11 protein-coding genes and 1 pseudogene are annotated in these 13,137 nt (G+C 60.7%); 5 read left to right on the forward strand and 7 right to left on the reverse strand.

Translation table 11 applies throughout. From position 1 onward, the window contains the following. Nucleotides 1-400 (reverse strand): rod shape-determining protein (locus WCA85_RS30030; protein WP_424068508.1); only part of this gene is annotated, 400 nt, incomplete at its 3' end. Between the two features lie 212 nt (nucleotides 401-612). Continuing rightward, on the reverse strand, nucleotides 613-1,266 hold the full coding sequence (locus WCA85_RS30035) for an alpha/beta hydrolase (protein WP_424068509.1): 654 nt from the start codon (nucleotides 1,264-1,266) through the stop codon (nucleotides 613-615). Nucleotides 1,267-1,474: 208 nt separating this feature from the next. Here WCA85_RS30035 and WCA85_RS30040 point away from each other — a divergent pair, with 208 nt between their 5' ends. Further along, the gene (locus WCA85_RS30040) at nucleotides 1,475-3,046 is read left to right on the forward strand and encodes a DHA2 family efflux MFS transporter permease subunit (protein WP_424068510.1); all 1,572 of its coding nucleotides are present in this window, start codon (nucleotides 1,475-1,477) and stop codon (nucleotides 3,044-3,046) included. Nucleotides 3,047-3,157: 111 nt separating this feature from the next. Here the strand turns inward: WCA85_RS30040 and WCA85_RS30045 are convergent, their stop codons facing one another. After that, nucleotides 3,158-3,958 carry an AraC family transcriptional regulator gene (locus tag WCA85_RS30045; protein ID WP_424068511.1) on the reverse strand — a complete coding sequence of 267 codons (801 nt, stop codon included), beginning with the start codon at nucleotides 3,956-3,958 and terminating at the stop codon, nucleotides 3,158-3,160. Nucleotides 3,959-4,078: 120 nt separating this feature from the next. Between WCA85_RS30045 and WCA85_RS30050 the strand changes: the two genes are divergently transcribed. Both WCA85_RS30050 and hpnH read left to right on the forward strand, forming a co-directional pair. Beyond that, entirely contained in the window at nucleotides 4,079-4,993 is a 915-nt protein-coding gene (locus WCA85_RS30050) for a glutaminase (protein WP_424068512.1), read from the forward strand. Nucleotides 4,994-5,358: 365 nt separating this feature from the next. Next, nucleotides 5,359-6,915, forward strand: a complete 1,557-nt coding sequence (gene hpnH / locus WCA85_RS30055; protein WP_424068513.1) for an adenosyl-hopene transferase HpnH — start codon at nucleotides 5,359-5,361, stop codon at nucleotides 6,913-6,915. A gap of 80 nt (nucleotides 6,916-6,995) precedes the next feature. On the opposite strand, the gene WCA85_RS30060 is transcribed toward hpnH, so the two are convergent. The 3 genes from WCA85_RS30060 to WCA85_RS30070 all read right to left on the reverse strand — a co-directional run bounded on the left by WCA85_RS30060 (nucleotide 6,996) and on the right by WCA85_RS30070 (nucleotide 10,756). After that, nucleotides 6,996-8,402 (reverse strand): sugar porter family MFS transporter, encoded by a 1,407-nt coding sequence (locus tag WCA85_RS30060; protein WP_424068514.1) that lies wholly within the window; start codon nucleotides 8,400-8,402, stop codon nucleotides 6,996-6,998. Between the two features lie 205 nt (nucleotides 8,403-8,607). Next, complete coding sequence (locus WCA85_RS30065; protein WP_424068515.1) at nucleotides 8,608-9,357, reverse strand: maleate cis-trans isomerase family protein; 750 nt, start codon at nucleotides 9,355-9,357, stop codon at nucleotides 8,608-8,610. 46 nt (nucleotides 9,358-9,403) lie between these two features. Next, nucleotides 9,404-10,756 carry an MFS transporter gene (locus tag WCA85_RS30070; protein ID WP_424068516.1) on the reverse strand — a complete coding sequence of 451 codons (1,353 nt, stop codon included), beginning with the start codon at nucleotides 10,754-10,756 and terminating at the stop codon, nucleotides 9,404-9,406. Nucleotides 10,757-11,033: 277 nt separating this feature from the next. On the opposite strand from WCA85_RS30070, the gene WCA85_RS30075 reads away from it, so the two are divergent. After that, nucleotides 11,034-11,957 carry a LysR family transcriptional regulator gene (locus WCA85_RS30075; protein WP_424068517.1) on the forward strand — a complete coding sequence of 308 codons (924 nt, stop codon included), beginning with the start codon at nucleotides 11,034-11,036 and terminating at the stop codon, nucleotides 11,955-11,957. Between the two features lie 57 nt (nucleotides 11,958-12,014). Here WCA85_RS30075 and WCA85_RS30080 read toward each other — a convergent pair whose 3' ends face one another. Then, nucleotides 12,015-12,779, reverse strand: a complete 765-nt coding sequence (locus WCA85_RS30080; protein WP_424068518.1) for an SDR family oxidoreductase — start codon at nucleotides 12,777-12,779, stop codon at nucleotides 12,015-12,017. Between the two features lie 67 nt (nucleotides 12,780-12,846). Here WCA85_RS30080 and WCA85_RS30085 point away from each other — a divergent pair. Further along, nucleotides 12,847-13,137: pseudogene (locus WCA85_RS30085) on the forward strand (cupin domain-containing protein); the annotation flags it as partial.

Genomic DNA, 13,137 nt, shown 5'->3' on the forward strand with positions numbered 1-13,137 from the left:
CCCTGATGGCGCGGCGCTCGACCTGAGTGGCGCCGGCCGGCACGCAGATCGTGAAGGCCGAGCGACGGCCGAACAACGGCCGCGCCCGCGCCATATCAACGAACTGGCGGATCATGTGCTCCGCTGCGGCAAAGTTGGCGATCACGCCATGCCGCATGGGCCGCACCGTCTCGAGGTTATTCGGTGCGCGGCCAAGCAACTGCTTGGCCTCCTTGCCGACCGCCGCGACCCGCTTCGGGCCCATCGCATCGTGCTTCTGAAAACACACGACGGACGGCTGGTTCAGCACGATGCCACCATCATCGGTGTAGATAAGCGTATTGGCCGTGCCAAGGTCGACCGCCACGGTGTGGCGGAACAGTCCCCTGAAAAGTGGGTGATGCGGCTTCGGTGTGGCCATATATAGGCTCTGCGTGTGTCGTTATAGCCCGTGTCGGGCGGTGCGATGATTCCCCCGGCCACCCGACGCCAGGCTTGACGTCCCGATGGACGCGGCGTGGCAGTCTTGCGGCGCGCGTGATTTTCACGCTAATGAACCATTAACGGCAAGCAGATCAAATTCTTTAGGCCGACTTTCTTTTTAACTTCATATTTCTGATTGTTTCGGTGCGCCTATGTCCCTAGTACGCGCACCAGCGCATTGCGTCCGAGCAGCAACCCCTCGCCTGAAATCGTGTGTCCAATGTCGGGGAGCGCAAACGCTGCGACCGGAAAACCAGCGTCACTCAACGCGTTGGCGGCGCGTTCGAGTTCAAGAACCGGGATCACCGTATCTTCGATGCCATGCACCAGTGTGACCGGCGTATGCGCATGGGCCGATATAGCGGACGCAAGCCGCCCCGAATACGCGACGACGCCCGCAAGGCCCTCATCGCGCGCCGCGACGTGATGCAGCGACATGATCGAACCCTGCGAAAAACCCACCAATGCAAGCTTGTCGAAAGAAAGTTGCCAGTAGGCCAGTTCGTGGTCGAGCATCCGGCGTAGCGCCGGATACGCGTTCGCGACACGGACCGCGCGGTTGGTCTCGTTGATATCGCGCAGGCTGAACCATTGGCGGCCGCCGAAACCGCCCTCAAAAGGCTCGCTGCCATCGAGCGAGACGAACGCGACATCCGGCAACGACGTGCACCAACTGTCGCCGAGCGGCAATAGGTCCTTCGCGTTACTGCCCACGCCGTGGAGCAGCACCACCAGCGCCCGAGCGGGCGCAGCTGTGTTCACCGGCGCGAGCCGCCAGCCATGTTCGAATTGTTGCCATGCCATGTCGATACCCCTTTGCGGTTCTGTATTCGTATCACCGCCGCGAGCATACCCTTGTGGTTGTTTTTTTGCCGCTTGTGACCGCACGGTCGCGGCCAGCCCTTGGCGCCGCCGGTAACGCCGCCCCGAGAATCCGGGTATGCTTTTGTCTCCCCTTTGGCTAACGCCGCGCGGCATCATCTTCACTCATCACTCTGCTTCGGAGAATCGCTTGAGCCAACCCAAATCCGCGCCCGCGGCGCCGCCATCGCCGCCCCCGCTCAAGGGTGGCCAGCTCGTCCTCGCGACGATCGCTGTGGCGCTCGCCACCTTCATGAACGTGCTCGACACATCGATTGCCAATGTTGCGATTCCAACCATTTCGGGCAATCTCGGCGTCTCGGTGGACGAAGGCACATGGGTGATCACGGTGTTCGCGGCGGCCAATGCCGTGTCGATCCCGTTGACGGGTTGGCTCACGCAGCGCATCGGCCAGGTGAAGCTGTTCGTTGGCGCGATCCTGATGTTCGTGGTGTCGTCATGGCTGTGTGGCATCGCGCCTACGCTGCCCATTTTGCTGCTCGCGCGGATTCTGCAGGGCGCGGTGGCCGGTCCGCTGATTCCGCTGTCACAAGCCATTTTGCTCGGTTCGTATCCGAAGGAGAAATCGTCCACCGCACTCGCGTTATGGGCGATGACCGCCACCGTCGGCCCGATTGCCGGCCCCGCACTCGGCGGCTGGATCACGGACAGTTACAGCTGGTCGTGGATCTTCTACATCAATATCCCGGTGGGTATTTTCGCGGCAGGCGTCACATGGATGATCTATCGCACCCGCGAAACGCCGACCCGCAAGCCGCCTATCGACGTCGTCGGGCTCGGCCTGCTGATCACGTGGGTGGCCTCGCTGCAGGTGATGCTCGACAAGGGCAAGGACCTCGACTGGTTCTCCTCGCCGGTGATCGTGATACTCGGCGTCACGGCGGTGATCAGCTTCGCGTTCTTCCTCGTCTGGGAGCTGACCGAAGCGAATCCGATTGTCGACCTGCGGCTCTTTACGCAGCGCAATTTCCTTGGCGGCACGATTGCGATTTCAGTCGCTTACGGGGTGTTCTTCGGCAATCTGGTGTTGCTGCCGCAATGGATGCAGGAATACCTGAACTACCGCTCGGTGGATGCTGGCCTCGTCACCGCGCCGCTTGGCATCTTCGCGGTGATTCTCGCGCCGGTGATGGGACGCGTGCTGCCGCGCTCGGATGCGCGCGTGATCGCGACACTCGCGTTTATCGGCTTTGCGATCGTGTTTTACATGCGCTCCCGATACGTGATCGAAATCGACACGTGGCATCTCGTGCTGCCTACGCTGCTGCAAGGCATCCCGATGGCATTGTTCTTTGTGCCGCTGACCGCGATTATCCTTTCAGGTCAGGCGCCGCAAAAGATTCCGGCGGCCGCGGGCCTATCGAATTTTGCGCGGGTATTTTGCGGCGCGGTGGGCACTTCGATTGCCGGCAACGAGTGGAATAACCGCACCGTGCTGCATCATGCGCGGCTCACAGAGCAGGCCAGCATCAACAATCCGCTGTTTAACCAGCAGATGGATTCGACTCAGTCGCTGCTGCATCTGGACACGCAATCGGCGCATGCCATGTTCGATTTCACCGTGAATACGCAAGCCGCGATGATGGGTCTGAACGATATTTTCTTTATCTCGGCGATCATCTTCATTCTGATCATTCCGCTGATCTGGATCACACGGCCCGCAAAAGGCGGTGGCGGCCCGGATGCGGCTGGCGCGCACTGACTAGGCGGGTTGATCCTGCGCACTGATCCTGAGCATTGATATAGCGTGGTTGAGATGGCGTGGTTGATCCAGCGTGTTCCGCGGTGTACTGAACCCTTCGAAACGCCGGTGCTAGCGAAAGTACCGTGCCGGCGTTTCGCCCAGTACATCTTTAAAGACCGCGATAAACGACGACACGTCGTTATAGCCCACCGCCTGCGCCACTTGCGTGACGCTAAGACCCGCAGCGAGGCGTTCGAGCGCGGTCAACAACCTGAGTTGCTGTCGCCATTGGCCGAATGTCTGCCCCGTCTCCTTGACGAACAGACGCGCCGCGGTACGCGCCGTCACACCAGCGGTCTCAGCGAGTTCGTCGAGAATGGCCTGCTCTGCGGGGTCCGCAATCAGCATGTCTGAAATCCGGGCAATACGTGGATCGCCCGGCAGCCTGAGCCCCAAGGGCGCTGCAGGTAAATCCGGCAAACGGTCGAGCAGCACCTGGACGAGCCGCGCCTCACGCCCTTCGGGCGCGTATGACACGTCAATCCCGGCCACCGCGATTATCAATTCTTCAGTGAGCCGGTCGACCTCGACGACGCCGAACTGTGCGGGGACCGACGCCGCGTCCGATTCGAGTTGCAGACTATGCAGGTGGATCGCTGCCGACGAGCGCACTTTGTGCAGCACACCCGGCAACACCCAGATCGCACGATGCGGCGGCACAACCCAGTGTCCCGCTTCGGCATTCACCACCAGCACCCCTTCGCTGACATGAATCAGGCGGGCGCGCCGGCTGGTCTGCCAAGGATCGTCCATCACCTCGTGGCGTTGCGCCGATACGATTACGGCGTTCTCCGCCGGATTCGGCTCGAAGGTTTCCATCATCCTGTCTGTTTTACCCTGTTTGGCGTCAAAACCCTGCAAGGTTAGCATGGATGGCACGAAATTGACGCGGACCTGCCCGCCCCGCTCTGGCACGCTGTGGGACCACCTGACGCCGCCATCCGCAGCGGCTTGCCAGTAAAATCCCGCGATCCACGCTCGCTCATGCCTATGAACTATCCCAGCATCCTCGAACAGATCCATCAGGACCTGCAGCCCTATCTCGGGAACGGCCGCGTCGCCGACTACATTCCCGAGCTGGCGAGCGTGCCCGCAAACAGCTTCGGCATGGCCATCGTCACAACCAGCGGCGAGGTGTTCCGCATCGGCCAGGCGGATACGCGGTTTTCGATTCAAAGCATCTCGAAGCTGTTCGCCTGCACGATGGCCTTCCGGTTGCTCGGCGACGACCTCTGGAAGCGGGTGGGACGTGAGCCTTCAGGCACGCCGTTCAATTCGCTGGTGCAACTGGAGGCTGAACGGGGCAAGCCACGTAACCCTTTTATCAACGCCGGTGCATTGGTCGTCACGGATGTCCTGTGTCGCCGCTTCGTGCAGGCCGAGACTGCGCTGGTCGAATTCATGCGGCGACTGACCGGCGAGTCTACGATCGACTACGATTTGCGCGTCGCGCAATCGGAGTTGCAGAACGCGGATCGCAACCAGGCCATGGCGCATTTCATCGCGAGCTTCGGCAATATGGAAATGCCGGTCCATGCGGTAGTCGACGCGTATTGCCGCCAGTGCGCGATCTCAATGAGCTGCGTGGAACTGGCAAAAGCGGCGCTATTTCTGAGCAATCACGGCGTGGTACCGTCGACCGGCGAGCGGATTCTCGACAGCAGTTCGGCCAAGCGCCTGTCCGCTTTGATGTTGACCTGCGGGACGTATGACGCGGCGGGAGACTTTGTTTATCGCGTGGGGCTGCCGGCCAAGAGCGGCGTGGGCGGGGGTATTGTTGCGGTGCTGCCCGGTGAGATGGCGGTGTGCGTGTGGTCGCCGGGACTGGACAGCAATGGAAATTCGCTGGCGGGGGTGCTGGCGCTGGAGTGGTTGACGACTTATACGGGGCAGTCGATTTTTTGACGCCGCCGTTGCAGGCGACCCCTTGGGTTCATTTCCACTGAGTACGGGCTTGACCGAGGCCGAAGTTTTACTCCGGCAAGCCCCGACCCACAAGCGTCGCTCATTGCCGTCTAAAGCGCTTTAAGCGGCCATTCACCGTCGATGCCGTACCCGCCCGTTTGGGTTCCTTACAAAAGTGCAAGGCGACCCAATACGTGGATACCGACCTGATTGCGCGGTTTGTGCGATCATTGCGCCCAAAGTCGGGCGCTGACGCGGCCGACACGCTTTGGCATGTGATCGCGCCCCAATCGAGCGCTCAGCACCTTCTAGAGCATCGTTGCGGGTCGCCGCAGAGTAAATGATTATTGAGGAGTATTTGCAGCATGGGAGTGCCAATTTCGCAGGCCTGGACGGTCGCCAGCTACGTCCTTAAGCAAAAGCTGCTACGGCGAAGCCGATATCCGCTCGTGCTCATGCTCGAGCCGCTCATGCGCTGCAATCTGGCGTGCGCGGGCTGCGGGAAAATCCAGTACCCGGCCCACGTTCTGAAGACGGAACTCACGCCCGAGGAATGCTTTGCGGCAGTCGAGGAATGCGGAACGCCGATGGTAGCGATCCCCGGCGGAGAGCCGCTCTTGCATCCACGGATGCCCGAGATCGTCGCCGGCCTCGTTGCGCGCAAGAAGTATGTGTATATGTGCACGAACGCGTTGCTGCTTGCGAAGAACCTGCATCTCTTCAAGCCGAGCAAGTACCTGTCGTTCTCGGTTCACGTCGACGGTCAGCGCGAACATCACGATTTTGCGGTGTGCCGTGAAGGCGGCTACGACATCGCGATGGAAGGCGTGCGGGCGGCGGTCGCGGCAGGTTTCCGCGTCACCACCAACACAACACTGTTTGACGGCGCAGATCCGAACAGCGTCCGTCTGCACTTCGACGAAATGATGGAAGCGGGCGTCGAAAGTATGATGGTGTCGCCCGGCTACACGTACGACAAGGCGCCGGACCAGAAACACTTTCTGGGCCGCGCACGTTCGAAGAAGCTGTTTCGCTCGATCCTCTCGAACCGGAAGAAGAGCTGGCGCTTCAACGCGTCGCCGATCTTCATGGAATTCCTGATGGGCAAGAAGGACCTCACGTGCACGCCGTGGGGCATGCCCACATACAGCATCTTCGGTTGGCAAAAGCCGTGCTATCTGCTTCAGGATGGCTATGCGGACAGCTTCGACGAGCTGATGGAAAGCGTGAAGTGGTCGGAGTACGGCACGGAAAGCGGCAATCCGAAATGCGCGAACTGCATGGTGCACTCGGGTTACGAGGCCAGCGGCGTAAATTACACGTTTGGCTCGTTCAAGGGTCTGTTCCAGACGGTCAAGGCGATGCTGTTCGATCGCTATGAGGACCGCGAGGCGACCGAGATACTCGCTGGATGGAAGAAGACAACGCACGAAGTGCCGATGGTTTTCGTCCCGAAGGCTCAGCGCACCAATGCCGCGAAGAGCGAAGTGGTCCAGGCAGCCTCGCAACCGGCCGCCGCAGTTGCTCCGGATCAGATGGAGACGGCCGCTGGCACGGAGCACGAGTTTCTCCAGGGCTGGACGCCGGAGCTGACCACTGAAGCACAAGTGCGGGAAGCGATGGAAAAGGCTTTCGACTATCGCGGCGACGTCACAATCACGCGCAAGGATGGCTCGACGATTGCGGGCTACCTTTACGACCGCCAATACGGCGCGGCTTTCGCGGACTGCTTCGTGCGGATCATTCCGACTGGCAAGCAGGCCAAAGAAGTGGTGCCGTACGCGCAGATCGGCGCAATCGGCTTCACCGGCAAGGATACGGCCGCTGGCAAGACCTTCGAAAACTGGGTCAAACGATACTGGGAAAAGAAAGCCGCTGGCGAGCAGAACATCCAGATCGAGCCTGAAACGCTGGATGAATAACTGAACGGTGCGCCCAACCCGCCGGCCTGCCCGGCGGGCACCTTGCAAATCTGAATCGAGCCAGCGCGACCTTCCTGTCGTCAGTCAGCCTTCCCCAAGTCTCGCAGGCGCTTGCCGCCCATCAGGTTCTGTCCAATGCGTTCGAGCGACACACCGCGAGTCTCGGGGACGTAAAGAAACACCACCACGCCGAACGCGACGTTCAAGATCGCGTAAAGCAGGTAGGTATTCGACTCGCCAATCCACGAGAGCAGGCTAAGGAAGGTTGCCGCGACAACCATGTTGGCTGCCCAGTTCACGAAGGTCGACACAGCAATGCCGAAGTCGCGCCCTTGCTGCGGCTGGATCTCGGAGCAGAGAATCCACACAAGCGGACCTGCGGACATAGCGAAGCCGGCAATGAACAGCAGCAATGACCCGACTGCCCACATTCTCGATGCCAGGTCCGCAATGCCGACGTGAAGCAGGAAGGCCAGCGCAGCCATGCCAAACGCCATGACGGCACACCCAACGTAAAGGATCGGCTTACGCCCCCAGCGATCCACCAACGCAATTGCGCCGAAGGTGGCAATGACGTTGACGAGTCCAACGATGACCGTTGCCCACAGTTGGTGTTCGTGCGTCGAGAAACCCGCAAGACCAAAGATTCGCGGCGCGTAGTACATCACCACGTTGATACCCGTGACCTGTTGGAATATCTGCAGAATCGCGCCAAGCATCACTGAGCGGCGAAAATTCGAGTTCGTGCGCAGCAGTCCCCATCCTTGCTTCGGCTGCGCATTCTGCGCCTTCACCTCGCGGATTTCCGTGTCGACGTCGTCAGGGTTGTTGTACAGACGCTGCAGTACCGCTTTCGCTTCGCGCGTCCGATTGCGTTGCAGCAGCCAGCGCGGGCTATCCGGCAGCGCAAGGACACCCAGCAGGAAGAGCACGGCCGGGATCGCGATGACGCCGAGCATCCAGCGCCAGTCGGCGACATAGCTGAGTCCGATATTGGAAAGAAATGCAGCCAGAATGCCCACGGTGATCATCAATTGATAGGCGGAGATCATCGCGCCTCGCACATGCCGCGGGGCGATTTCCGACAGATACAGCGGCGCGGTAAAGGACGCCACGCCAACCGCGAGCCCCAGCAGCAGTCGCGCGGCGATCAGGTGCGCCGGATTGGGCGCGAATCCCGACCAGAGCGAGCCGGCGATGAACATGATCGCGGCCAAGCCAAGCGAATAGCGGCGGCCCATGCGCCACGACAACCAGCCCGCGCCAACCGCGCCGAGTGCCGCGCCGACCATCATTGAACTGACGATCCATTCCTGCACGTGGTCGTTAAGCGTGAACTGCTTCGCGATGAAGGGCAGCGCGCCGGAGATTACGCCGATATCCAGTCCGAAGAGGAGACCAGCCAAGGCTGCCATCAGGCAGACGAACCATCCATACCGGCTCGCGCGGGCCGGAACTACAGCGGTGGAATTTATGATGGTGTTCATACTGCGTCTCTACTCCAGTTGTCTTGATACGGCGGGGGCCGTAACCGGGTCGGGGGGAGTCCTGCTCCCTGAATCCGCCCGGTCTTTCGGTCACAGCGATATCATCGACTTGGAGAATTAGAAGCGACTTAGTATGGGAATTCCCGCCCCCTTGTCCATCGATATGTCCAACGCGTAACTCCGTGAGCGCTGATTGCGTTACCTGTCACGCGCCGGAAAGCAACGCTCCGGCGCCGGGGACGATCGGCTCAAGCTTGAGATAATCCAGCATGCGCCGGACGGTGCATACCGCAGTCGAGACGGTGCGAATACCCAGCATGTCTTCGATGCGCTGGATTGCCGGCAACGAAGGCATCTGGACGCACGCGGATGCCACCACCACGTCCGCGCCTTCGGTATTCAGGCCTCGAACGTCTTCGATCAATCGCATCGGGTCGCGCAGACCGACTTCGAGGTTGTCGGGAATCTCGAAGCAGAGGGAATCGATTACCTCAATTCCTTCGTTTTCGATGTACGCAACGACGAGGTCAGTCAAGGGCCGCATGTACGGCGCCATCAGCGAAATCCGGCGGGCGCCCAGGATCTTCAGACCTTCCACCAAAGCTCCCGCCGAGGTCATGACGGGCGCAAGGCAATGATTGGCACGAGCGACCTCCAACAGTTCGCGTTCGGTTTCCCGATGATATCCAGGCCCCATCGCCATGATCGCGACCAGGCATGCCGTGCTCATCACGTCGACACGAGCGTCCGCGAGTTCCGCCGCGCAGCGCAGGCCTTCCTTGTTCATCGCGACCAGTTCTTCCTTCGTGACCTTATGCATTCTCATCCGGCTCGAATGAAAAGTGAACCGTTCGGGACGGATCGCTTCACGGGCGCGCAACATGGCGGGAATTTCAGTTTCCATGGTCGTATTTGAACTCGGAACAATCTGACCAATACGGAAATTTTGAGGCATTTTTCTCTCCAAAAAAATAATTAGCCATCCAAAATAAATGAATGAACTAGTCCGGCATTCCTGCGCCGCGTGTTTCAGGCAAGAACCACGGCAGAACGATACCCAGCAGATATACAGAGCCGAGTGCCAACGCGGCCTGCGACACACCACCGAACGATTTGATCATGCTTCCCGCGATGATCGGGAAGACCCACGCGATCAGACGCGCCGCGTTGAACACGAAGCTGATCGCAGTGGAACGCACGCTGCTGGAAAAGAGTTCGCATGGGTAGATAGCCATCCAGACATAGGCACAACCCAAGGTGAAGAAGCCGTTGATCGGCGCCACAACCATCATCGCTTCGACGCTCGTAGTCAGCTTGTACGTGATGAACGTCGTCACCAGCGCACCGACAAAAGTGAGCGACAGGAACGCGCGCCGGCCGATCAGATCAACCACGAAGCCGGCGATCATGTACGCCGCAATTGCGCCAACTGTGTACACGATCGATATCTTCGAGCCCCACGACAAGGCATCCGGGATTCCTTCGGCTTTAGCGAGCGCGACGGTATAGGTGGGCAGCCAGCTGGAAATGGCCCACCAGCCGACGGTGGTGACGATTGACAGCACGAGGAGAAGCAACGTGCGGCGCAGCGCTACGGGTTCACTGAACAGCTGGGTGAGCGTGAAGGGGCGCTTGTCGGACGCGGATGCGTTGCCTGCACCCGGCTGGGCGCTCGTCGCGCTCCAGCGTTTCTCGCGCACCGCGGTTTGCCATTTCTCCGACTCGTTGACCCCGCGTCGGATGTACAGCACGAAGAACGCGGGGACTGCGCCAAGCACGAACATCAGCCGCCAGGTTTCGGCACCCAGAGGATGGGTTGATGAAAGCGCGTACCACACGAGCGCCGCGATCATCGTGCCCCAGCCAAAGCCCGATTGCAGAAAACCCGCCCCTTTCGCACGAGCCCGCTCTGGCCAGGTTTCCGATAGCAGCGCGACGCCCGTGCTCCATTCGCTGCCCATGGCGAGGCCAGTCAGGAAACGCAGCCCGCACAACACCCAAAAGGTTTGAGAAAACGCGGTCAAACCGGAAAATATCGCGTACAGGAATACGGACCAGAGCATCATCCGCTTGCGTCCGATATAGTCCGCGAGAATCCCGCCGACCAGTCCCCCCGCCCCCCAGCCAAGCAAGGTGATGCCGATGACCAGACCGGCGTACGTCGTAGGGGATGCGGCTTGCTCCGGCGACAGCACGGAATGCATCATCGGACCAAGAACCACGACGAGTGCCAGTGCCTCGTAGCCATCGAAAATCCAGCCGAGAAAGCTCGCCTTCAGCACGCGCCAGTGCATCCCGGTGAGGCCCTCGTACCAGTGAGATCGCGGGCTCAAAGTAAGCTGCTTATGTTCCATCTTTTGTCTCCTTCATATCTTTAAGAGCGTTTTCATACATTCCGGCGCCGGCGTCGCACATCCCGCCAAGGAACAGGACAACGCCGCCTGCCCGACATAGAATCGCGTTGGACGTTGCCCGGCCTCGCGCCCTGACCGATGGTCCTGCGAGGATTGGACTCCATGGCACACAGGATGCCGGTTGCCGCGCGCATTGAGAACTTCTCAATGTTCAATAGAGGCATCGTGAAATGCGATGGGTCCTACCTGGCTGGATATCCCACACGAAGGAGTGAAGATGCGTGTCTCAGCAGATCGGCCGTTGCGACTCGACATGGAGTCTCTGCGGATTTTCGTGGCTGTTATTGAGGAGGGCAGCATTGCTGCGGCGGCAGCCCGCACGCATATCGTGGCATCGGCCGTCAGCAAGCGCGTATCAGACCTCGAAGACGACGCTGGCACGCCACTGTTATATCGGCACAGCCGAGGGGTTCAGGCTACGCCAGCGGGCGAGGCGCTCTATCATCACGCGAAACGGCTTAGTGAGCACTTGCAGCAAATTTCGGACGAATTGTCTGAATATTCGGCAGGATTGAGGGGCCATACCCGCATTTATGTGAACTTTACCGCCATGGTTCAGTATCTGCCCGGTGTGCTGCGCTCCTTTCTGCGCGCAAATCCGAAAGTTCGGATCGATATGGTCGAGAAATCGAGCGATGAAGTGGTGCAGGCGATCGCAAGCGGCGTCGCCGATCTCGGCATCTGCTCGGCCACCGAGGACTCCCTCGGCGATCTGCAGTGGCGTCCATACAGCATCGATAAGCTGATCGTGATCGTGCCGTCGGAACATCGGCTTGCCGGGCACACCAGCATGACGTTCTCGGAAGCCCTGGAGGACGACTTCGTCAGCATGCCGTACGGTACGTCGATTTCGAAATTGTGTCGCGCCGCGGCTGAGCGTGCCGGCAGGCGGCTTCGCGTGCGGATAGAGGTGACAAGCTTCGAGGGCGTCCGCAACATGGTCAGCGCGGGCCTCGGCATTGGGGTGCTCCCCATGGGAAGCGTGACACCGTATGCGGATTCGGCGCCGTTTCGCGTCGTTGAACTTGACGAACCGTGGTCGCTACGGCCACTGTCGATCATCGCACGCAATTTCGACACGCTGCCGCTTCCGGCGCGCATGCTGGTCGACCACATCGACAAGTACCAGGCCAATGTGTGATGAGCACAGTTACACGTCGATGGCGAGCCGCTCGACAACCCGCTCCCTTTGCGCGAATTACCCACATGCGCGCGAGTGAGCCTCGGCTGCCCAGGCTTCGGCGTCGGCTCCGGCCGGGATGCGCATCGGCGCTGAAGGATCGGTCGCCGCGCGCCACACCGCTTCGGCGACATCCTGGGTCCGGGTGATCGGGGCAGACGTATCCCCCAGCCGCGCAAAGACCTCCTTGACGAGATCGGCATAGGCCTCGTGGTCGAGGCCGTGCATATGGGCGCGCGCGTTGTCTCCGAAGCAGGTGTCGGGTGAACGTCCCGGCAGCACCAGGCGCGCACGCACGCCAAACTGTTCGAGTTCCAGCGCCATCGACTCCGTGAATGCGTTCACCGCCGCCTTGCTCGCACGGTACGCGGCAATCAGAGGCAGGGCCTTCAGCGTCACACTCGACGTGACGTTCACAATCACGCCGGCTCTGCGCTGGCGAAACTGGGGCAACACCGCTTGCGTCAATGCGATCGTGCCAAAGGTATTGGTTTCGAAAATATCGCGTACCGTTGCGATCGGGACCAACTCGGACGGGGACGCCGCACCGAAGCCCGCGTTGTTGACGAGGACGTCGATCGGGCCGGCTGCCTCGACAGTCTCGCGGATACTGTCCGGATTCGTGACGTCGAGCGCCAGCACGCGCAGACGCCCGGAAGGCGGCAGCACGTCGGCACGCGGCGTGCGCATCGTGGCGATGACCTGCCAGTCGCGCGCCACGAAGTACCGGGCGATTTCGAGACCAAATCCGGAGGAGCAACCGGTAATCAGTACGGTGTTCATGGGATTCCTATAGGGGTACGTGTCCATACGATAGATCGCCAGAGTCGTACTTGCTACAGTCGACACGCTGGGCAACGGCGAATTCAGGATCGGTGACCCCGATACCCCCATCGACATGCGCATGGTGGCCGGCCACTGCAGCTTCGGCTCACCAGATGCGTCCCTGCTGCTCTCGCTGCTGCCGCAGCTCGTGCATGTCCGAGGCGAACAGCGGTTGGCCACGCTCGTGCAACTGGTGCGAGAGGAAACACGCGAGCAGCGGCCTGCTCGTGAGGTCGTGCTCTCACGACTGCTGGAAGTGCTGCTTATCGAAGCGCTGCGGTCCGCGCCGCAGACCCACACGTCGCCGGGCCTGGTG

Origin of the sequence: Paraburkholderia sp., assembly GCF_049581445.1 — a bacterium.
Classification (GTDB): Bacteria; Pseudomonadota; Gammaproteobacteria; order Burkholderiales; family Burkholderiaceae; genus Paraburkholderia.

Excerpts from the sequence above, each read along its gene's own strand:
- WCA85_RS30035 (WP_424068509.1), bottom strand. The coding sequence starts at position 1,266 with ATGGCATGGCAACAATTCGAACATGGCTGGCGGCTCGCGCCGGTGAAC.
- WCA85_RS30045 (WP_424068511.1), bottom strand. The coding sequence starts at position 3,958 with ATGCTAACCTTGCAGGGTTTTGACGCCAAACAGGGTAAAACAGACAGG.
- WCA85_RS30050 (WP_424068512.1), top strand. The coding sequence starts at position 4,079 with ATGAACTATCCCAGCATCCTCGAACAGATCCATCAGGACCTGCAGCCC.
- hpnH (WP_424068513.1), top strand. The coding sequence starts at position 5,359 with ATGGGAGTGCCAATTTCGCAGGCCTGGACGGTCGCCAGCTACGTCCTT.
- WCA85_RS30060 (WP_424068514.1), bottom strand. The coding sequence starts at position 8,402 with ATGAACACCATCATAAATTCCACCGCTGTAGTTCCGGCCCGCGCGAGC.
- WCA85_RS30065 (WP_424068515.1), bottom strand. The coding sequence starts at position 9,357 with ATGCCTCAAAATTTCCGTATTGGTCAGATTGTTCCGAGTTCAAATACG.
- WCA85_RS30070 (WP_424068516.1), bottom strand. The coding sequence starts at position 10,756 with ATGGAACATAAGCAGCTTACTTTGAGCCCGCGATCTCACTGGTACGAG.
- WCA85_RS30075 (WP_424068517.1), top strand. The coding sequence starts at position 11,034 with ATGCGTGTCTCAGCAGATCGGCCGTTGCGACTCGACATGGAGTCTCTG.
- WCA85_RS30080 (WP_424068518.1), bottom strand. The coding sequence starts at position 12,779 with ATGAACACCGTACTGATTACCGGTTGCTCCTCCGGATTTGGTCTCGAA.